Here is a 21,245-nt window from a genome sequence, read left to right as displayed (position 1 = left end):
ATGGCCGGGCCCGTTTTTTTATGCGCAGGCTTCTTGAAGGATCAGAAGCCGAAGGTCGCAGCCACCTTGAAGTAGCGGCCCATGATCCCGTCGAAATAGGTCACGAGACCGCCACCGGCGGGCGAGGGGAACGGCGCGCTGGTGTCGAAGATATTCTCCCCGATGAGGCGCAGAACCATGTCGTCGCCAGCCTTGAAGCTGATGCCGGCATCCACGAAGATGACATCGTCACGCTCGAAGAATTCGTACGTCTCGGGCGCGGCGTCGGGATCGACCACGGCCTCGCCGATGTAACGACCCTGACCGAAGACGCCGAACGCATCATTGTCGTAGCTCAGGCCCAGCGTGCCCTGATGCTTCGAATAGCCGATACCGCCACGCAGCGTTTCCAGATCGCCGGAACCGACCCGCGTTTCGAGCTGATCGATATACTGGTACGAACCGCGCACCGTCACGCGGCTGTCCGCGCCGAGGAACGGGGTCGGCTGCACCCAGCGCACTTCGCTCACCAGACCCTTGTAGTCGTAGCTTGCGACGTTGAGGTAGCCGGTGCGCACGAATTCCACCTGACCGGCGGCGTCGCGGTCGATCCGGCCACATGCATCCGACGGGAAGCTCGTCGCGTCATAGCATGCCTCGAGCGTCTGCTCGGCATCGACGCTCTGGATCGCGCCTTCGAGCGAGATGTCGACCCAGTCGGCCGAGAGCGTGAGCCCGCGGGCAAAGGTCGGGGTGAACACGAAGCCGACCGTCCAGCTGTCCGCCTTTTCATTCTCCAGATTGGTGTTGCCCGAAAGCGAACCGCGCGTCGTGAAATCGACGATGTTGGAGGTGAAGTTCGCCGGAAGCCCCGCCGCTGCGCAGTTTGCCGCACGCTGGGTCGGGTTCGGACCCGCATTGATGAAGCGCGCATCGCACGGATCGTCTGCGGTCGTGAAGATCGCGCTGGTCGGGTTGAACAGCTCGGTAATCGCGGGCGAACGGATCGAACGGGTGAAATTGCCGCGGAACGTGATGTCACGCACCGGCTGCCAGCGGCCGCCTGCGGTCCAGGTGAGATCACCGCCCGTCAGCGAATTGTCGACGTAACGCGCCGCACCCTTCACCTCGATCAGATTGGCGAACGGCACTTCCATCGCCGGCGTGACGAGCGGCACGAGCACCTCGCCGAACACCTCGTCCGTGTTGTACGAACCGGACACGGCGTCGATCGGGATCGAACGGCCGAACTGGTCACGGGGGCCGTCCGGATCGTCGGGGTTCACCTGACCGAAGAAGAATTCACCCGGATCGAAGTCCGAGGATTCGTCGCGGTGCTCGTAACCGAGCGAGAACGCGACCGGACCGCTCCAGATATTGAACAGGTCGCCGCCGACCGTGGCAATGAAGTCGTACTGTTCGTTCAGGGCGACGGGGTTCGCGATGGTCGTGATGTAATCCGCCACGGCCTGCGAATTCTGGTTGCCGAACGGGTTGAACGGCACGCAGGTCGCGCTGACCGTGTCGATCGGCGCGGATGCGGCGCCGGCGGGGCAACCGGCCAGCGCGTTCTCGAAGTTCTGCTGCACCAGCTCGCGGCTGCGGCCGTCGGTCTTCGAACGACCGTACAGGCCGGACACTTCCCAGTTCAGGTCGCGTTCGCCCAGCGTGAAATCGCCGCGCAGGCCGCCGGCAAAGCGGTACACTTCCACCGTCGACGAACCGCGACCGGAAATGAGGTCGGTGTTGGCGCGGCCGAGGTAGAAGAAATCCTGACCTTCGGGAAGCTGCGCGGCGATTGTGGCGCGTGCCTCGTCCGTCAGGAACGGATTGTCGATCGGGATGATCAGATTGCCGTCGGGCGCGCCGCCGGCATCGAACAGGGCGGTGTTGTACACCGGCTGCGCACGCAGTTCGGTGCCCTTCGAATTGGCATATTGCCCTTCGAAGAATGCGGTGACGTTGTCCGTCAGGTCATAGGTGCCCTGAATCGCGCCGAGGTAACGTTCGACCGGCGAACGCAGGTTCGACACGTCGACGAGGCTGAAGCCATTGCCACCCGAGGAATTGACCGTGCCGAAACGTTCGCCGAAGTCGAGCGGAACGAGGTTGCCGTTCGCGTCGAACACCAGCGTGTTGCCGGCGCTGTCGGTGATGTCGGCGCCAAGACCGGGGAACGCGTCTGCGGTCGAGGGGGCGCCGAACTGGCTCAGGATCGGAATGCGACGATCCTCGATGATCACCTGATCGAAGGGGGAATCGGGATCGTTCGGCGCGGCATAGAACAGGCCGCGCGCGGTCCGGTCACGATCGCGATAGGTCAGGCCGTTGGTGCGGTTATATTCGAAGGCCGCGACAATGTTGCCGCGCCCGTCGCCAAAGCTGGTGCCCGTGAGTGCGCCGAGGCGATATTCGCGGGCGTCGCCTTCTTCGGCAATGCCCATCTGCGCGTCGAAGCGAACACCTTCGAAGCGGTCCTTGAGGATGACGTTCACGGTGCCGGCGATGGCGTCGGCGCCGTAGATCGGCGCGCCGCCGACCGCGATCGTCTCAAGCCGGTCGACCATCAGCGTGGGAATGGTGTTGAGATCGACCTGCGAGCCGGCCGCGACCGGGCCGAAGATCGACGCGGTGTTCGAGCTGACATAGCGGCGGCTGTTGAGCAGCGTCAGCGTGCGCTGCGAACCCAGGCCGAAGAAGTTGATGAAGGTCTGGCCCGAACCGAAGCTGCCGCCCTGGCCGCCGACGGGGTTGTTCGCCGGGGGGCCGAATGCGGGAAGATCCTCGAGTGCTTCGCCGACGCTGGTCTGGCCGCGTTCCTCGATCTGCTGCGAATCGACGACGATCGCAGGCTCGATCGTGTCGCGATTGGCGCGGCGGATGCGCGAACCGGTCACCACGATCGGCGCGCTGACCTGTTCCTCGGTCACGACGCCATCGGTGTCGCCGGCCTGCGCGAAGGCGGGAACCGACAGGGCTGCGGCGCTGCCGGCGCCGATCAGGGCAACCGCACGCAGGGCCGAGCTGGCGGCAAGCAGGCGCTTGTTACGAAAAGAGGCTTTCATGGAATCCATTCCCTTTGCTGGTCGCCCGTCCGATCCGCACGTCACGCGGTGGCGACGGCGCGATGCCGAACGGAACCGCTGTGGTTCGATCGCACCGGACGGGCAAAACTTTCAGGGCGGCGCCACTCTCAAACTCGCCGGGGTTATGCAAAACCTATTGGTATCTTCGGAAACCTTTCGCGAAAATCTGTGACATTTCTGATACAGTTGGGCGGTCTTGCCGTGGGAGACAGTGCGAAAGCGGAAAAAGTTTCACAATAATTTAAAGAGGGCTGTCGTTGCTGCGCCGGGCCGCTTCGAACGGGGCGAGTCGGACGCGATAGGGTTCGGCGACGCCGATGCCGCGGCGGTTGATCGGTGCGCGCACCTGCATCGCGCTGGCGGTGATGACGCTGCGCTTCGTTTCGTGCGGGGCAAAGCACGCAGCCTCCCGCGTGAGCCCGCAATGATCGAGGATACGGCCGATCTCGGTCGCGGGATCGGCGACCAGCGTTTCGTATGCAATGGTCAGCATCCTGTCGCCCAGAACGTCTTGCCAGTGATCGTGGAGCGCATCCTCGCACGCCATGTGCGCCGCGATATCGGCCTGGTTCCAGCTCCACGCGACGCCCTCGACAAACCATGTGCGATAGGCCGACCACGCATTGTCGAGCGGATCGCGCCGCACCCAAACGACCGGCGCATCGGGCAATACCATCGCCACGAGCCCGAGATGGCGGGAGGTCGACAGAGTCTTGTCGATAACGCGCCCGTCCCGCGTCACGCTTTCGTTCAGGAGATGATCGTAATGCGCGACAAGATCGTCGACCCGGCCGCCATCGCGTTCCCAGTGGGCGAAGGCGCCGTACGACTTGCCCCCGATCCGTTGCTCAAGCAGGCGAAGCAGCCCGAGTTCGCCCCCGCCGGCGACCGCGGAATGGGCGGCGAGGATCTGCTCCACCAGTGTCGACCCGGACCGCGGCAGGCCCGTCACGAACACGGGGTCGCGCACCGGTTTGCGCCGATCCGCCCCGCGCGTGTCGCGGAGCCCCTCGGCCCAGCCATCCACCGCCGCGCGGGCATCGGCGCGATCGGCCTCCCGGTCGAACGGGCGCAGCGGTGCCATATGGGCCGCACCCTTTTCGAAGGCATCGAATGTGCGCCCATGCTCGCCCGCAAGATGGCGCATGTGGCCGAGCGCATAGTGCCATGCCGAGCGTTCGGCCGGCGGCGCCTGGGCGAGCGCGGCGGACGCATCCTCCATCGCCCGATGGTCGGCATCGTCGGCGGCGCCCGTCATCGCGAGGCCGAGCCAGCATTGTCCCGATGCCGGCTGCATCCTTGCCGCACGGCGGAAATGGTCGGCGGCCTCCTCCGCTTCGCCGAGATTGGTGGCGATCGATCCCATTAGAAATTGCAGCGAGGCGGAGGCGTCCTGCGCATTGCCGGCGCCTTCGGTCAGAAGCCGCCGCGCGTCCTCCGGCAATCCGGACCGGGCGACGAATGCGGCCCGCTCGATCCGCAGCGCGCGCGTATGGCCGCCGTTCTCCTCCAGCAGGCGCATCGCATCCCGCGCGGCGGTTTTCTCGCCATTGCGCAACAAGGCCTGCGCGATGGCGCGCCAGGAATTGCCCATCGGGGCCTTCGCCGCGATCAGGCCCTTCGCCGCGTGGTTGATCGCGAGGATATCCTGCCGCGCGAGACCGTCCTTCAATCCGGCCACCAGCGTCGCGGGGTCCGGCGGCGTATCGACGGGTGGGGCGCGATACACGCGCATGAACGGGTCGAGCCAGCGGCGATAGGGAGCCGCCGCGCCGATACCCTTGCGATTGACGGGTTCGCGCACCTGCAGGGCGCTGGCCGTGCTGACCGCGCCGGCGCGGCGGTGAAAGTTCATCTGGCCGGGCTCAAACTCCAGCCCGCAAAAGCTGGTGATCCGGCGCGTCCATTCCTCCGGATGTTCGACAAGATCGGCATACGGCACGGTCAGCATCCGGTCGCCGAGAACATCGGCCCAGTGGGCGTGCATGCGATCCTCCACCATCATGTGGTGCGCGATATCGGCAAGCGACCATCCGGATAGCACATTGTTCGAAAACCACGCGCGATAGATGGACCACGCATTGTCGAGCGGATCGCGGCGCAACCAGACAAAAGGCGCATCGGGAAACATCGCCGCGAGCGGGCCGATCGCCCGGCTGGCGTTGAGCGTCTTGTCGACGAAGCGCCCGGTGCCGGAAATGCGTTGACCGGCGAAGCGGAGATAGGTGTCGCGCAGCGCCTCCATCGTGCCGCCACGGGCGCGATAACGGTCGAAATCCGCGGGGGCGAACCCGCCCGTCATCGCCTCCACAGGCACGGTAAGGCCAAGCTCCCGGCCGCCATCGACCAGCGAATGCGCGGCAAGCAATTGTTGAACCAGCGTAGTGCCGCTTCGCGCGAGGCCGGTAACGAAAATCGGCTGCCGCTCCGGCGCGGGGCCGGCGATGGCATGGTCGGCGATATCGGGTGCGTGCCACATCCGGGCGGTCCGCGCGGAATTCTCGTCGTCTCGCGCCGTATAGGCGTATAGCTCGGCCTGAATCCGGGTTGCCGCGTCGAAATGGTCGAAGGCCTTCGCGTGGTCCTGCTCCCGATCGGCGGCGATGGCGAGCGCATGGTGCAGGCCCGCACGGTCGACCGTTTCGATCCGGTTTGCGTCGGGGGCGTCGAGCCGGGCGCGGATGGCGGCCCGGTCCGAAGGGGTGAGCCGGTCGAGCTGCGCCAGCCCGACCCATGACCGACCCGATACGGGCAAGGCGGCCACGGCACGGCGATAATGGCGTTCCGCCTCGTCCCGGCGCCCCAGATTGGCGGCGATGGACCCGCGCAGATACGCATTGGCAACGGGCGAGGGGTGCGTTTCGGGAAGCTGCGCGACAAGGGCAAGCGCGTCGTCCTCACGCCCCGACTGCGCGAGGAGAACGGCTTTCTCATGCACGGCGGCATGGGGCGGTGCGGCCTGATCCTGCCACAAATCGAGTGCGCGCAGGGCAAGATCGAGATCGCCGCAGCGCATGATCGCCTGCGCCGCGAAATTCCATTGCGGCCCGATCGGTGCGCGCTGCTCCACAAGCACGCGCGCCGCGGCGAGCAGCGCCGGGCGGTCGTCGGCGCGATTGGCGGCCTGAAACGCGGCGGCGGCGGTTGTCACATCGGGGGATGGCATCGGGCATGGTCCATGGTGAACAGGAATGATGGGCTGGGGCGCAAGGCCGGGTCAATAAAAAGGGGCAGCCGAAGCCGCCCCTTTCCATTTGTCCGGTGTCCGGCGCTTTGGTGGAAACGCTTATTTCGCGTCGCCTCCGAAACGCATGAACATGGTGAACCGGACCGCACGCGGCGCCTGATAGGCGGTCACGCGGCCATAGTTCGGGTTGCCGTTCGGCGTATAGTCGAGATCGTAATCGCCGAATTCGTTGTAGTCGGATTCCTGCTTCCAGTTGAACACGTTGAAGACCGCGGTCTGGAACTGGATGTTCCGGTTGCTGGCGAATGGCTTGAACGTGACGCTGAGATCGACATTCTTGCTCCATTCGGATTCGAACGCGGAACCGCGGGGGACGAGATAGGACGTCGTGCCACCCGAATTCTCGACCGGGGTGCCGCCGACGCCGTCCTGGGTACAGTAGTAGGATGCCGCACCGTAACCCGCCGCGAAGTTGTTCGAATCGAAGTAGTTACCGATACAGCTGAACTTGCGCGGGCTGGACACGGTCATGTTCGCGCCAAGGTCGAGCCATTCGGTCGGGCTGACATTGCCGTAGAGCTTGAAGGTGTGCTTGCGGCCGTTGGCAAGGGGGCCCGTCGCGCCTTCGAGGAAGCCCGGCTGGTCGAAATCCTGCGTCAGGCCGGCGTCGGTCTGGTTGTTGTCCGACTTCACCGCACCTTCGAAGTTACCGCGAAGGTCCATGTAGGTGTAGTTGAACCGGAAACCGTAGAGACCGTTATACGCCTTCTCCAGTTCGAACTGCACCGCGTCGTAATCGCGTACCGCTTCGGGATAGCCAAGCGATGCCGCATCGAGGGTCACGACATCGCACTGCCCTTCGATGGAGCAGTCGCCGTCGAGGCGCACGGTCACGTCTTCGCCCGGATTGAGCAGCACGTACTGGTGGTAGCCAGTGAATACATCTTCGCAGCCCGCGATACCGTTGTCGGCGCAATAGGAATTGACCGCAGCATCGATCGCGGCGTCCTCCAGCGTCGAGGCCAGGCGGCGACGGGTGTAGTTGATGGACGCGCGCCAATCGCCGATCCGGTGCTCCAGACCGATGATATATTCGTCGGTCCGGCTCGGCTTCAGGGTCTGCGACACCAGCGTGTCGGTCGGCCCGGCGGTGCCATCGCTATAAACGTTGTTACACACTTCGCCTGCATTGGGCGTGCCCTCGGGGCAGACGCCCCCGCCGAAGTTCGCATCGAAGCCGACGATGTCGCCATTTTCGTCGAGCGTATACTGATCGGGAATACCATCGCCGTTCAGATCCTGCGAGGTGCCGTAGAAATCGACCTGCTGATAATAGGTCTCGGCACCGCCGAGGCGGATGTTCGTGTTCGTCGCGATCGGCAGGTAATACTGACCATAGAAAACGTTCAGCTTGGTCGCGCCGTCGCCGAACACGTCGAACGATGCGCCCAGGCGCGGTGCCCAAAGATCGCCCGAATCATAGAATTTCGCGCCGGTGACGCCGTAGTTCTTGAAGCTGTCATTACGGACGCCGAGCTGCAGGTTCACGCGATTGTCGAGCAGCGACCACGAATCCTGAAGATAGAAGGCGCGCTGATCGGTGTTGAACCCGCCTTCGTTGAGGTAGTACCAGCGGATCGCGAGGTTGGACCGCACGTCATAGCGATAGCCCGTACCGTTATAGGTCGTGTTCTCGCCAGCCGACAGCTTTTCAAGATCGAAACCGCCGCGGATGTGGTGCTCGCCAAGGAAGTCGACGTAGATGTCGGCGTCGGCACGGTAGAATTCGCGCTTGCTCTCGTCGTTGTTTCGCCCGGTGCTCGTGCCGCCTACGACACGCGTGCTGCCGATCCGGCTGAGGATATAGGCGTTGTTCGGGCTGGCGACCTGCGTCGTATTGTCATTGTACTGACCATAGGAGCCGGAAATCGACAGCCAGTCGGTAAATTGACCAGAGTAGGTACCGATGAAGTTGTCGCCGCCGAATTCCTGCCTCAGGCCGCCCTGCACTTCGCCATCGACCATGTTTTCGGTGTCAAAGCCGGTGTAGATGATGTCGCGCGTCACCTTGTCGCGGAAATAGGTGCCTTCGAGACGATGGCCGTCGGCGATCACGAAGTCGAGCTTGCCGCCGAAGAACGGGCTGTCGTCGCGGATCGTCGTCGTGCGCGCGCCCGAGAACGACGTGTCGGCATTTTCGCGATAGCGCGCGTTGTAAAGGCCGTAGAAGAACAGGCGATCCTTGATGATCGGACCGGACAGGTAGAAGTTGCCGTCGAGCGACTGGTCGTAATCGCGCGAGTTCAGATTGCCGATGATGTCGCCTTCGGTCTCGGGATCGGAATCCGCATCGACAAAAGTGTTGGGCGTCTGGCTGCGCAGGCCCTGCGGTTCGTACACGACGACCGCGCCGCCGGCGAATTCGTTGGAGCCGGATTTCGTGATCGAAGAGATCACGCCGCCCAGCGCACGGCCGTATTCCGCCTGATAGCCGCCCGTCTTGACGTCGGTGGTACGGTAGAACTCGAACGGAACGATCGAGCTGCCGAGCAGGTTACGGAAATCGGTGACGTTGAGGCCGTTGATGTAATACTGGTTCTCGGCAACGGTCGCGCCGTTGATCGAGGCCAGGTTGCCAAAGCCTTCGTCGCCCGGCGTGGTGCCCGGCGCCAGCAGGATGAGCGAGGTCTGATCGCGGCCTACGGGGACGGTCTGCGCAAGATCTTCGACGTCGAGGGTCACGCCCGTCTGCGTCGCGGCGAAATCGTTCACCTGGATACGGCGACCAACGACGACGATACCTTCGCCGCCCGCGACTTCCTCGCCCAGCGTGCTTTCACCCGCAATGTAGCGATAGGCGGTGTTCTGGCCGGCGACGACGCGCACGCCGGTATCACGCACGACGACGGCACCCTGCGACGTGACGGTGATCGAGTAGGAACCGGTCGGCAGGCCGTTGATCCGGAACGAACCGTCGGCATCGGTGACCGCAGTGTTGTTGAAGCCCTGCTCGTTCGAGGTGAGCGTGACATTGGCGCCCTGCACCGCGTTGCCTGCCTCGTCGACGACGATGCCCGTGATCGAGCCGCGCGTGAAATCCTGCGCATGGGCGGGCGCGGTGGCCACGCCGATCGCCGCGGTTCCGGCGCCGATCAGCGCAATCGCGCGCAGCGCCGAACCGGTGGCAAGCGCCTGCTTGCGGAAAGTCCAAGCTTTCATGTGTTCAGTCCCTCTAATGTCATACATCGGATGCCCCCAAGGAATCCGTACCCCTCGGCTCGCGCCGTTAAAGGAGAGTTCAGAGGCTCCCCCGACCGTCATTTTTTTGCAATTTAATTAAGTCACAAAATCAACGATTACGCACATCATGTTGTTATCGGGCAACAGTATATCCTTTTTTGCCGTCCACGTGCGATCGCGACGGATCCCGAGCATCGGCGTGGAACCGTCGTACAAGGCGGCAAAGGGCGTTTTGCGCGTAAAGTCGCTCGATCATGAGTCGCGGTGCGCCGGGCGAAAGACAAGACGGTCGCGAGGGTCGTTTGCGGATATTTAAATGCGCCACGGGCAGGTATTCGCGTAACATACTAAGCTAAATGGCGAAGCGACGCTTGGCGAAGCGGCGTTTGCGCGATAGGGAAACGCTATGAAACAGCTTTCGTCCCGCCTTGCCGACTTTCTGCCTTATCGCCTGTCCGTCACCTCCAACATGGTCAGCGACAATATTGCGCGCGAATATCGTCGGCGCTTCGGGCTCAGGGTATCCGAATGGCGCGTCATGGCGATTCTGGGCGATGCGGGCGCGTTGACGCAGCGCGATCTAGTCGCCGCGACGTTCATGGACAAGGTCGCAGTCAATCGCGCGTGCAAGGTGTTGTGCGACCGTGCGCTCATCAAACGCAGGCCCAATGCGAACGACGGCCGGTCCCATCTTCTCGAACTGACGGAGGAGGGGACCGAAATCTTCGACGCGGTCATGCCGCTCGCGCTGGAGATGGAGGCGTCGTTGCTCCATGTGCTGTCGGCGAGCGAGCGCGAGACGCTGCTGCGCACGCTGAGCAAGCTGTTCGACCGCGCGCGCGAGATCGGCGCAAAGCGCGATTGACGCGCCGGGTTCCGGACCCGGCGCGTCGTTAAAGCATCGCGTCCGAGATGGAGCAGGCCGCCGGGCCGAGAATGACGATGAACAGCACCGGCAGGATGAACAGGATCAGCGGCACGGTCATGATCGCCGGCAGGCGTGCGGCCTTTTCCTCCGCCCGCATCATCCGTTCGTTACGAAATTCCGCCGAAAGCACGCGCAGCGCGGAGGCGAGCGGCGTGCCGTAGCGCTCGGTCTGGACCATGGTGGTGGTGACGCCGCGGATCGCCTCCAGATCGACGCGATAGGCGAGGTTTTCGAACGCCTGGCGCCGTTCGGACAGGAACGACAATTCGATCGAGGTCAGCGAAAATTCGTCGGCGAGCTCGGGATAGGCGCGCCCGAGTTCGCCCGCCACGCGGCCAAACGCGGAATCGACCGTCAACCCGGCCTCGGCACAGATGACGAGCAGGTCGAGCGCATCGGGAAGCCCCTTGCGGATGGCGTCGGTGCGCTTCGTGATGCTGTTCTTCAGGTAGATGTCGGGCGCCTTGTACCCGATGCCGAGCGCGGCCGCGAAGAGCATGAACCGCTTGAAGCTGCCCCATTCGGGGAATGTGTCGGACCAGTAGACGATGAAGGCGGCAAGCAGGCCGAGAACGACAGGCGCAATCACCCGGAAGGCGATGACGACATAGGCCAGATCCTTGCGCCGGATGCCCGCCTGCATGAGCTTCTGCTCGATCTCGCTGATCTGCGTGTCCTGCAACATGCGCAGTTTGGCGAGGATCCGGCGCACCTTGTCGGTATGGGTCGTGTTGCGCCGCACGCTGCGCCGCCGGTGCGCCATCACGGTCAGCCCGGCCTTCAGTTCGTTGCGCCGGGCATTCAGCGACTTGACCCGTTTCGCCATCGGGTCGCGCACGGTCACTGCGGCATAGATCGCGAGCATCACGGCAAAGGTCGCAACCGCGACCAGCAGCGTGCCGACCGTGATCACGTCGAAGCCGAGAAGGGTGGGGCCGTCGCTCTGGTTCATCATGCCGCGTCCCCCCTCAGATCTCGAAACTGACCATCTTGTACATGATGAACGCGCCGATGCTCATCCACACGGCACCGATGATGCCCGCGACGATGAGCCGGTCGTCGACGAAAAATCCGCCCAGATAGTCGGGGTTCAGAAGATAGACGAGCGTGAAGACGATGAACGGCAGCGAGCCGACGATATAGGCAGAGGCCTTCGATTCCGAACTCATCGCCTTGATCTTCAGCTTCATCTGCGCGCGCTTGCGCAGCACCTCGGCAAGGTTGGACAATGTTTCGGCCAGATTGCCACCCGTCTCGCGCTGAATGGCGAGACTGATGCAGAAAAACTGAAATTCGGGGATGTTGAGCCGGTTCGCGGTCTGCTGCAGCGCATCGTCGAGCGTGCGGCCCACCTTTACGCCGTCGACCACACCGCGAAATTCCGCGCCGACGGGGCCGGGCACTTCATGCGCGACGACACCCATGGTTTCAGTGACCGGCAAACCGGACCGGAGCCCGCGAACGAGCAGTTCGATCGCATCGGGAAAGCGGGTGTTGAACTGATCGAGGCGGCGCTTGATCATGAACCCCACGATCCAGTGGGGCAGCCCCAACCCGATCGCCAGCCCTGCAAACACCGAGAGGAAAACGGCCCCTGTCTTCAACAGGGTCAGCGCCGCGACGATGACGGTCAGCCCGGCCGAAATGTAGAGATATTGGGAGACCGACCATTTGTCGCCCGTCCTCTCCAGTCGAAGCGCGAGCGCATCGAGCCGGGAATCGGCACCGCCCTTTCGGCGGCGCGGCTTGCGCGCGGCGACCGCCTTTTTGAGCTGCGCCTCCACCTTGGCGCTTTCATTGAGCGCGTGGCGAGCGCGGATCTTGTCCAGCCGCCTGGTCTGGCTGCGCGCGCGCATGTTCTCGTAAACGCCGTAATAGCCGAGCAGCAACAGGGCGAGCATCGCACCCGCAATCATCAGCGTCTGCATCAATCCCATGGCTTGTCCCCCGCGCGCCGCATCATGCCTTCTGCTTTGTGCCGAGAAGGGCGCGAAGGTCGAACATGCCCTTCAGCGCGCTCTTTTCCGACTTTCCGCTCACCGGTTCTGCGCCGCCCGACATCGCATAGATGCGGTCCGCGAGATCGACGATCGCGCCGCCTGCCTTGCTGTTGCGGTTGGCCTCGATGAAGGTTTCGCCCTGCTTTGCCGCGTTGACGGCCGCCTTCGCGTCTTCGGCGATGACGATGTCGATCTTGCGTTCGATCGAGGCTTCGAAATCCTTGCGCGTGATCTCGGTCTGGTAAGCGGGCATCTTGTTGCACACGATGAAGGGGGTCACGTGCTGCGCGTTCGAGGTCACCCAGGACAGGATGCGGATCGCATCGCGCGCGGATGCCAGCGTCAGTTCCGTAACGAGAACGAACGCATTCGTTTCGGCCAGAACATGCGGAAAATTGATGAGCATGTTGCGCGGCAGATCGATGACCGTCATGTCGAAGGCCTGACGAAATTCCTCGCTCAACCGGACAAAGGCGCTGCCATCCGTCATCAGCGGCGTGCCGATCGCCGCCTCGGCGGAGAGGACGGAGAGGTTTTCATTGGCACGCACCATCGCGCGTTCGATGAACAGGCCGTCGATCCGGCTCGGGTTGTCCATCGCATCGGTGAGGCCACGACCCGGTTCGAGATCCATGACGAGCGCCCCGGTCCCGAAATGGACGTCGAGATCGAGCAATGCCGTCGGCAGTTTCCGCTCCTCCGAGAAAAACCACGCGAGCGAACTTGCGATCGTGGTGGCGCCGACGCCGCCGCGCGTACCGACGACAGCCGTGCTGACATGGGTGCGTTCCGTTCCGCCGCCGTTCGCCGCCGAATTGCGAGGCGCGTTGAACACGGCGAGCGCGGACACCATCGCCTCGCGCAGCATCTGTTCCGATAGCGGTTTGAGCAGGTAATCCTGAATCCCGCTGGCGATAAGTTCGCGGTAGAGGCGGACATCGTTCACCTGCCCCATCGCGACGACCATCGTGCCCGGCTCGCAAACCTCCGCCAGGGCGTTGATATCGGACAGCGGGTCGGCGCATTCGGACAGGTCGACGAGAAGGATCGTCGGGCTCGCGCTCACCGAAAGCGACTGCACCGCGTTGCGCAGACCGCCCAGATTGATGTTGTCCTCCGAAATGTTGAGATCCGAAATCACCGTGCGCACGATGTCCATCGTGGGCTGGTCGCAGACATAGGCGGCAAAGCTGTCGCGATCTGACTTGTTGCCTGTGGACGCGCTCATTGCTGGTTCCCTCCCTGGCTGGCGGTTTGCGCGCCGATCAGGCCGCGCTGCGAACTGGGCGGCTGTTCGCGATAGCTCTCGATCGGCTTGGCCGCGGTCATGATATCGGTCCCCCCGCCGGCCCGTTGCCCGCGCAGCAGATCTTGCGGATCGGCGATCATCACGGCCATGTTGCCGTTTATCGCGCACCCGAAATTGGGATAGGTCGCGTTATAGGGGTTCGCATCGGAATCGGCGGACCAGTCCGGGCAACCCGGCACCGCGGCGGTAGCGCGGGTCAGCACGACGCGCACGACCCCCGGCGGCAGCGCGCCTTGCGTGACGGGCGCGTTCGCCGACAGCATCATGCCCCGCTGTTCGACCAGTGCCGCGATCTGGGCGATGGCATCGTCGCCGATGGCACCGTCGACCGCGATCCTGTCCCCATAGCCGAAATCCATCGCTTCGAGCCATTCGTCAAGCCGGGCCTGTTCGGACTGGGGCAGGCCATACGCCATCGTTTGCAGGTCGAGGACATGCGTTTGCGCGGTGACCACGGGCTGTTTCACGGAATAGAGCGAGCGATTGTGCGGCACTCCGCCGATACAGCCGGAAAGCCCCGCGACAAGCGCGATGCAGAGCGGGAAGGTCAGGGTGCGCAGGCGTCGGGCCGGGCGGCGGGGCGTGGTCATGGGCATCATGCGTGGGTCACCCTTCAAAACGAAAAGCCGGGGGCGGGATCGCCCGTTTCGGTCGCGTACGGACCGGCGGGCGGCGCCACTGCGCCACCATCGGCGCGCAAGGCCGGGGCCGGCTCGCTGCGCGGCATGGGGCGTTCGCTCCCCGTTACGCCGGCCGACACGCCGTCGGTCTGCATATTGCCGAGAATGCGCTGCAACTCGTCGGGCGCGCGATAGCCGTCGGTGGGCAGGACGATGTCCTTCGCATCGACCGGCTCGACCAGATAGGGCGTGACCACGATGACCAGCTCGGTCTCCCCGCGCCGGAAATCGGTGGAGCGGAACAGGCTTCCGATGATGGGAAGGTCGCCGGCACCCGGCGTTTTTTCCAGTGTCTGCCGCGAATTGTTGGACAGCAGGCCCGCGATCATGAAGCTTTGCCCGGACCCAAGTTCGACCGTCGTTTCCGCCCGCCGCGTGGTGAGCGCGGGAATCTGGAACCCTTCGATGGTGATGGCCCCCTGGGAGGACAGTTCCGACACTTCGGGCCGCACGCGAAGCGAGATGCGTCCGTTGGCGAGCACGGTCGGCGAATAGGACAGGCTGACCCCATATTCGCGATATTGCACGCTCGTCGCGCCCAGACCCTGGCTGATCGGGATGGGATATTCGCCGCCGGCAAGGAAGGTGGCCGTCTCGCCGGAAAGCGCGGTCAGGTTCGGTTGCGACAGCGTGGTGATCAACCCGACCCGTTCCGCCAGGTCGAGGCCCAGATTGACGTCGATGCCGAGCAGCTTGCCCGCCAGGTTGAGCGCGGTCTGCTCGGATTGATTGCCCGGCGAACTGAACCGCGTGCCGTTCACGACAAATTGCCCGGTCGTGGGGTCGAACGGCAGGCTGATCGAACCTTCGGGAAGATTATACATGGCCGATGCGTCGACCCTGGGAAAACGGTCGAAGCTGAAGGCATCGACGATCTCGCAGCCGGCATTGTTGCTGCCGCGCTGAACCCCGAACTGAAACCCGCCGGTCGTGTCCCGGGTGACGAGATTCGACGCCATCTCGCGGACCAGCGAACGGCTGACCTCGGCAAAGCGGACATGCAGGCTGACCTGCAAGGGCGTGGCGGTTTTCAGGCGGCTGATGACGTTGACGCCATCGCCGACGAAGGCCGCGACGAGCCGCTCCGCCTCCGCCGCATCGCCGGGCGACGCGACCGTCCCTGTCAACAGCACCATGTTGTTCATCGTGGCCGTCGCGATCCGCGCCTCGGGCATGGCCAGCCCGAGCATCTGGTCGATGCTGTCGATATTGGAGCCGACCCGCACATTGGCAGACCACACGATATCGTAGGCCGCGTTCGAGGCATAGACGGTGGTTTCGCCGCCCGCCTTGCCAAAGACGTAGAGCTGGTTGCGGGATTTCACTTTCACATCCGCGATCGCGTCATTGGCGATGAAGATATCCGTCATCTGTCCCGCGACATTCACCAGCTGTCCCCGCCCGATGGACAGGACGATCTCGCCCGCCGGCGCGGTCACGCTTTGCGCCCGTGCCATGCCGCCCGTGCCGCCCATACCCGGTCCCGCAGGGGCGAGCGCGGTCGCGGCAAGGGCAACCCCTGCGAACAGGCGTTTCGCGAACGCAGTCTTCGATTGTGTCTGCCTGATCATGATCCCGTTCTTACCTTTTTGCGCGATCATTTGCCGACCGGGACGGCGACGGTATCGGTCCCGCGGCTGATCCGGACGATCGGCCCCTGATAGCCCGACTGCGCGGTCTGCGACCCGCTGGAGGAATTGCGGCTGCGGTCCTCGTCCGCGTCGATCCGGCGGACAGGGGCGCTGCTGCCCGAATTGCTCTGCCGGGGCGGGACGGTGCGGCGTTGAAAGCGGGACACGTCGGCGCCCGTCTGCACGGTGGAGCGGCCGGCCTGCGGGCGGTTCATCGCGGTGCGCAGGATCGCCTCCTCCTGTTCCGGCGTCGCATCGTCGGGCACGATCACCTCGCCCGATGCGATCGCCCGGTCGAGCTCACCCTGATTATCGGCGAGCGAACGCAGCGAGAGCGACAGTTCGCCGATCGTCTGCGCGACCGCGATCTGCTCCGCGATGCGGGGCGTTACCTCCAGCGTGACGGTCCGGAATCCCTGCACCACGGTTTTCCCCTCCACCGTCCGCGTCGTCGTCGACTGATCCGTAGCGAGCACGCGCAGGTTGCGCAGGATCGTTTCCGCGACCTTCAACGGCGGGCCGTCGCCCGTGACCTGCTGCGTCAGCACGAGATCGATCCGATCACCCGGAAAAACGAACCCGCCGACCCCGGTCTTGACCGAGACGGGCACGGTGACCGCGCGCATCCCGGGGCCGAGTGCCGCGGCGAGAAAGCCCCTGTCGCCCGGCATGACCAATGCGCCATGCGTGACAGGTTGCCCGGCGGTCACCGGATAGCGCACGACCGTGCCGAGCAGTTTTTCGAGGTCCGCCTCGCCATCGATGTAATAGGCATCCTGCACCATTTCGGAGGGCCACTGCTTGAATTGGAGGGCGTCCGCGGTGACGATCGTGCCGACGGGCAGGGCGCGTTGCGCGACCAGCACGCGCGGCCCTTCGGGAACCTGTGCGGCCTGCACCTGCGGCGCGGTGCTGCCGGCGAACAGGCTGCGCGCCATCAGCGCGGTCCCCACCGCCACCACCAGTGCCACCGCCAGCAATATCAGCTTTTTCCTGTCCATGGCCCATCAGCCCTCATTTATGCGCAAGGTCCGGCGAATCCCGTCCGCGCCTGTTTGTCGAAGTGAAATTCGCCCCAAATGGTTAAGATCAGGTCAAGAGCCGAGCGTCGCACTGCCGAGCTCGCTCAACCCCGCGCCGTAGCGGACCGCGATCACCGCCATCATCGCGGCGGCCACCGAAATGGCGTAGGGCACCTGCATGCGGTCGGTTTTCGTGCCATTGCGCCGTGCCCGCCGGTGACGTCGCCACACGGCAAGCGTCAGCACCCCGTTGGCAAGCGCGGTGAAAACGATGAGCGCGAGATACCAGCGCGGCTCCATGCAAAGCGCGATCGCGGCGAGCAGCTTGACATCGCCGCCGCCCACCTGACCCAGCCGGAACAGCACCGCCCCCACCAGGAACGCGGCCACCGCCATGATCAGTTGAATCGCCACCCCCGGCCAAAGCGATAGCCCGCTCCCGATCCAGAACAGCGGCGCCATGACCACGATCGCAAGGCAGAGCGTGTTCTTGATCTTGCGATAGCGGTAATCGGTAAAAGCGGCATAGAGCACCGCGATTGCCAAGGCGGCGACCGCCGCGTAAGTGAGCAGCCCATCGTCCATGTTCCAAACCCCGTCTTAACCATTACGAGGCCCGGTTTAGGCGGCATGGCTTACCAAATAGTAACCAAGCCCGAAAAGATGGCCTGAGCCAGATGACGTCCTCCCCCGACCCGGTCCGCCGACAAATTCCGGCCCACGCGCACGAAGCGCGATGGTCCGCACCCGACGGGTTTCGCTTGCGCCGGATCGACTTCGATCACGGGTCCGGCGTCGCCGCGCCGCGCGGGTCGTTGCTGTTCCTGCCGGGGCGGGGCGATTCGTATGAAAAATATCTCGAAACGCTGGCCCGCTGGCATCAGGCGGGGTGGCGCGTGACGGCGGTGGACTGGCGCGGGCAGGCGGGGTCGGGACGGCTGGGCGATGACCGCGTGACGGGCCATGTCGATCATTTCGGCCTGTGGGTCGACGATCTCGCCGATTTTTGGACGCAATGGATGGAGCAGGGTGTCGGGCCGCGGGTCGTGGTCGGCCATTCCATGGGCGGGCATCTCGCCCTGCGCGCGATGGCGGAGGGGCGGATCGCGCCCGATGTGGCGGTGCTTGTCGCGCCGATGCTGGGCCTTGCGGGGAAACAGATGCCCGCGGTGATCACCGATGCGGCGGCGCGGGCGATGCGATGGATCCGGGGCGCGACGACGCCGGCCTGGCGGTGGAGCGAGAAGCCCGGCGAATTGCCGCAGGACCGGATCGACCTGCTCACTCACGACGAAAGCCGCTATGCCGACGAGGTGTGGTGGCGCAGCGAGCGCCCGGAGCTCGCCATGGGGCCGGGGAGCTGGGGCTGGGTCGCGGGTGCGATAGGCTCCATGCGCTGGCTCGCGCGGGAGACGGTGTTGCGACGGGTCGCGGCGCCGGTCATGTTCGTCGCGACAGGCGCGGACCGGCTGGTGTCGGCGGATGCGATCCGGCGGGCCAATCGCCTGATTCCCGATTCGCGGCTGGTCGAGTTCGGGCCGGATTGCGCGCATGAAATCCTTCGCGAGACCGATGCGATCCGCGATCGGGCGCTTCTCGCGATCGACGATTTCCTGGACGAGGCGGCACCCCCCGCATCATGACGGAACGGTTCGACATCGTCATTGCCGGCGCGGGTATGGCCGGGGCGTCGCTCGCCGCGCGGCTCGCGCCGCATCGCAGCGTGACCATGATCGAGGCCGAGGACGAGCCGGGCTATCACGCGACGGGGCGTTCGGCGGCGTTCTGGGCCGAAAGCTATGGCGGGCCGGGCATCACGCCGCTCACCATCGCGTCGGGACCGTATCTGCGGCGGCACGGGTTCCTCACCCCGCGCGGCGCGCTGACGCTGGCGCGGGAAGGGGACCGGGGCCGCATCGCCGCGTTCGTTTCGCGTTTCGCCGCACTCGGTGTCGATGTCGCGATGCTCAACCGCGAGGAGATCGAGGCCCGCGTGCCCGGCATTCGCGAGGGCTGGACAACCGCATCGTGGGAACCGGATTGCTGCGACATCGACGTGGCCGCGCTGCACGCGCATTTCCTCGCGCTGGCGCGGCGGGGCGGGGCGGGCCTGCGCAACCGGGCGCGGCTTTCCTCCGCCCGGCGGGAGCGAGGGGAATGGCAGCTCGTCTTGGCGGATGGCGCGACGATGCGGGCCAGTGTGCTGGTCAATGCGGCCGGCGCTTGGGCCGACGGGATCGCGCGGATCGCGGGGGCGAAGCCGCTGGGCATCGCGCCGCTGCGCCGCACGGTCGCGCAGGTGCGGACCGATCCGCCCGCGCCGGCGACGCTCCCGCTCGTGCTCGACATTGACGAACGGTTCTATTTCAAGCCGGAAAGCGGGCGCATCTGGCTATCGCCGCATGACGAAACGCCCTCCGCGCCTTGCGATGCCGCGCCCGAAGAGATTGACGTCGCGACCGCCATCGCGCGGCTGGAGCAGGTGGTCGACTGGCGCGCCGAACATGTCGAGCGGCGCTGGGCCGGGCTGCGCAGCTTCGCGCCCGATCGCCTGCCGGTCTATGGCTGGGATCCTGTGGCAGAGGGGTTTTTCTGGTGCGCGGGGCAGGGCGGTTTCGGGATCCAGACCGCGCCCGCCGGGTCGGCGCTGGCTGCGGCGCTGCTGCTCGGCCAAGGGGGTGACGAACCGCTCGACCCTGCGCCCTACGATCCCGCGCGCTTCGCCTGACGCTTGGCGCCTAGCGCCCGGCGATCGCGTCCGCCGCATCGCTGGCGAGCGTGTCGGCGCGTTCGTTCTCCGGATGGCCGGCGTGCCCCTTGACCCAGTGCCATTCGATGGTGTGCGGGCGCGCCGCGTCGAGCAATTCGCGCCACAAATCCTCGTTCAGCACGGGTTTCTTCGCCGCGGTCTTCCACCCCTTTTTCTGCCAGCCGAAGACCCATTTCGTGATCCCGTCGATCAGATATTTGCTATCGGTATAAAGATCGACGCGGCACGAGCGTTTGAGCGCGGACAGCGCGCGGATCGCGGCGGTCATCTCCATGCGATTGTTGGTGGTGTCGGCCTCGCCGCCCGACATTTCCTTTTCCACCTCGCCCTTGCGCAGGATCGCGCCCCAGCCGCCGGGGCCGGGATTGCCCTTGCACGCGCCATCGGTGAAGATTTCGACGTCGCTCATGCCGCGAACGCCGCGTCGCCGTGGCGGGCATAGAATTGCAGGCGATTGAGAAAGGCGACCGGATCCTTCTTCGTCACCAGCGCATCGGCGGGCGTATGGAGCCAGTCATAGGCCCGCGTGAGCAGGAAACGCAGCGCCGCCCCCTGCGCCAGAAGCGGAAGCGCCGAACGCTCCTCGTCGCCGAGCGCGCGCACCGTTTCGTACCCGGCGAGCAGGGCCGCACCCAGCTCTGCGTCGAATTCGCGCCCGTCGGGGGAAAAACACCACGCCGCATGGGTCACGGCAAGGTCGTAGGCCATCGCCCCGTTGCACGCGAAATAGAAATCGATCAGCCCCGCCACCGCATCCCCGGTGAGCAGCACGTTATCGGGAAAAAGATCGGCATGGATCACCGATTGCGGCAGGTCGCCGGGCCAGCGGTCCGCAATATCGCGCGCAAGTTCGGGCACGGCGGCAAGGGCGGGGTCGATCTCGTCCCATCGTCCCTCGCACTCGGCCGTGAAATGCAGCCACGCGGCGGGGCCCATCCCGTTGTCCCGGCGCATGGCGAAATCGCGCGCGGCAAGATGCACGCCGGCGAGTGCGACGCCGACCGAACGGGCCTGCGCCGGGGTCGGATTGTCGGCGGACACGCCGGGAAGGAATTCGATCAGCGCGACGGCCTTTTCGACGATGGAGCCGTCGCGCATCCGGGCCGGGAACATGCGGAACGACGCGCCCCCGGTATCGTGGATGGTGCGCGGCACCGGACAGCCCGCCGCCGCGAGATGGTCGAGCAGGCCAAGAAAGAACGGCAGGTCGGAGGCCTCGGTCCGCTCTTCATACATGGTGAGGATGAAACGGCGATTGCCCGCCCCGTCGCGTCCGCCATCCGTTTCGATCAGCCAGTTGCTGTTCGAAACGCCCTCGGCAATGCCCTTGGCGGAAATCAGCGTGCCGACCCCGAACGCGCGGATCAGCGCGTCCATGTCCTCCGCCCCGATGCGGGTATAGACCGCCATGGT

The 21,245-nt window shown here is 65.0% G+C and carries 16 protein-coding genes; 4 read left to right on the top strand and 12 right to left on the bottom strand.

Annotated elements, in window-relative coordinates; genetic code table 11:
* Positions 1 to 41: 41 nt before the first annotated feature.
* Positions 42 to 3,044, bottom strand: a complete 3,003-nt coding sequence (locus tag JD971_RS03470; protein WP_202085967.1) for a TonB-dependent receptor domain-containing protein — start codon at positions 3,042 to 3,044, stop codon at positions 42 to 44.
* Between JD971_RS03470 and JD971_RS03465 the strand changes: the two genes are divergently transcribed.
* Positions 3,043 to 3,237, top strand: coding sequence for a hypothetical protein (locus tag JD971_RS03465; RefSeq protein ID WP_202085965.1), 195 nt, complete (start codon positions 3,043 to 3,045; stop codon positions 3,235 to 3,237). The genes JD971_RS03470 and JD971_RS03465 overlap by 2 nt on opposite strands.
* Before the next feature lie 69 nt (positions 3,238 to 3,306).
* Here JD971_RS03465 and JD971_RS03460 read toward each other — a convergent pair whose 3' ends face one another.
* Positions 3,307 to 6,231 carry a sulfotransferase gene (locus JD971_RS03460; protein ID WP_202085963.1) on the bottom strand — a complete coding sequence of 975 codons (2,925 nt, stop codon included), beginning with the start codon at positions 6,229 to 6,231 and terminating at the stop codon, positions 3,307 to 3,309.
* 120 nt (positions 6,232 to 6,351) lie between these two features.
* Entirely contained in the window at positions 6,352 to 9,471 is a 3,120-nt protein-coding gene (locus JD971_RS03455; RefSeq protein ID WP_202085961.1) for a TonB-dependent receptor, read from the bottom strand.
* A gap of 427 nt (positions 9,472 to 9,898) precedes the next feature.
* Here JD971_RS03455 and JD971_RS03450 point away from each other — a divergent pair, with 427 nt between their 5' ends.
* A complete protein-coding gene (locus JD971_RS03450; protein ID WP_202085959.1) occupies positions 9,899 to 10,357 on the top strand; it encodes a MarR family winged helix-turn-helix transcriptional regulator in 459 nt (152 codons plus the stop codon).
* 28 nt (positions 10,358 to 10,385) lie between these two features.
* On the opposite strand, the gene JD971_RS03445 is transcribed toward JD971_RS03450, so the two are convergent.
* The 7 genes from JD971_RS03445 to JD971_RS03415 all read right to left on the bottom strand — a co-directional run bounded on the left by JD971_RS03445 (position 10,386) and on the right by JD971_RS03415 (position 17,647).
* The gene (locus JD971_RS03445; protein WP_202085957.1) at positions 10,386 to 11,375 is read right to left on the bottom strand and encodes a type II secretion system F family protein; all 990 of its coding nucleotides are present in this window, start codon (positions 11,373 to 11,375) and stop codon (positions 10,386 to 10,388) included.
* Positions 11,376 to 11,388: 13 nt separating this feature from the next.
* Positions 11,389 to 12,357, bottom strand: coding sequence for a type II secretion system F family protein (locus tag JD971_RS03440; protein WP_202085955.1), 969 nt, complete (start codon positions 12,355 to 12,357; stop codon positions 11,389 to 11,391).
* Positions 12,358 to 12,379: 22 nt separating this feature from the next.
* The gene (locus JD971_RS03435; RefSeq protein ID WP_202085953.1) at positions 12,380 to 13,648 is read right to left on the bottom strand and encodes a pilus assembly protein CpaE; all 1,269 of its coding nucleotides are present in this window, start codon (positions 13,646 to 13,648) and stop codon (positions 12,380 to 12,382) included.
* On the bottom strand, positions 13,645 to 14,319 hold the full coding sequence (locus JD971_RS03430) for a CpaD family pilus assembly protein (RefSeq protein ID WP_202085951.1): 675 nt from the start codon (positions 14,317 to 14,319) through the stop codon (positions 13,645 to 13,647). The genes JD971_RS03435 and JD971_RS03430 overlap by 4 nt, the downstream gene beginning before the upstream one ends.
* 23 nt (positions 14,320 to 14,342) lie before the next feature.
* Positions 14,343 to 15,980 (bottom strand): type II and III secretion system protein family protein, encoded by a 1,638-nt coding sequence (locus JD971_RS03425; RefSeq protein ID WP_202085949.1) that lies wholly within the window; start codon positions 15,978 to 15,980, stop codon positions 14,343 to 14,345.
* A gap of 26 nt (positions 15,981 to 16,006) precedes the next feature.
* Positions 16,007 to 17,041, bottom strand: coding sequence for a Flp pilus assembly protein CpaB (cpaB, locus tag JD971_RS03420; RefSeq protein WP_202085947.1), 1,035 nt, complete (start codon positions 17,039 to 17,041; stop codon positions 16,007 to 16,009).
* 93 nt (positions 17,042 to 17,134) lie between these two features.
* Positions 17,135 to 17,647 (bottom strand): prepilin peptidase, encoded by a 513-nt coding sequence (locus JD971_RS03415; RefSeq protein WP_202085946.1) that lies wholly within the window; start codon positions 17,645 to 17,647, stop codon positions 17,135 to 17,137.
* Positions 17,648 to 17,739: 92 nt separating this feature from the next.
* Here JD971_RS03415 and JD971_RS03410 point away from each other — a divergent pair, with 92 nt between their 5' ends.
* Together JD971_RS03410 and JD971_RS03405 are read left to right on the top strand one after the other, a co-directional pair.
* Entirely contained in the window at positions 17,740 to 18,705 is a 966-nt protein-coding gene (locus tag JD971_RS03410) for an alpha/beta fold hydrolase (RefSeq protein WP_202085944.1), read from the top strand.
* Positions 18,702 to 19,790: an FAD-binding oxidoreductase gene (locus JD971_RS03405; RefSeq protein WP_202085942.1), complete on the top strand. Its 1,089-nt coding sequence runs from the start codon at positions 18,702 to 18,704 to the stop codon at positions 19,788 to 19,790. Before JD971_RS03410 ends, JD971_RS03405 begins: the two co-directional genes overlap by 4 nt.
* A gap of 10 nt (positions 19,791 to 19,800) precedes the next feature.
* Here the strand turns inward: JD971_RS03405 and rnhA are convergent, their stop codons facing one another.
* Both rnhA and thrB read right to left on the bottom strand, forming a co-directional pair.
* Entirely contained in the window at positions 19,801 to 20,241 is a 441-nt protein-coding gene (gene rnhA / locus JD971_RS03400) for a ribonuclease HI (RefSeq protein WP_202085940.1), read from the bottom strand.
* A complete protein-coding gene (gene thrB / locus JD971_RS03395) occupies positions 20,238 to 21,242 on the bottom strand; it encodes a homoserine kinase (protein ID WP_202085938.1) in 1,005 nt (334 codons plus the stop codon). The genes rnhA and thrB overlap by 4 nt, the downstream gene beginning before the upstream one ends.
* Between the last annotated feature and the right edge of the window lie 3 nt (positions 21,243 to 21,245).

Origin of the sequence: Croceicoccus sp. YJ47 (genome assembly GCF_016745095.1) — a bacterium.
In the GTDB taxonomy this organism is placed as follows: domain Bacteria; phylum Pseudomonadota; class Alphaproteobacteria; order Sphingomonadales; family Sphingomonadaceae; genus Croceicoccus.
This window is presented reverse-complemented; position numbering and strand designations above follow the sequence as displayed.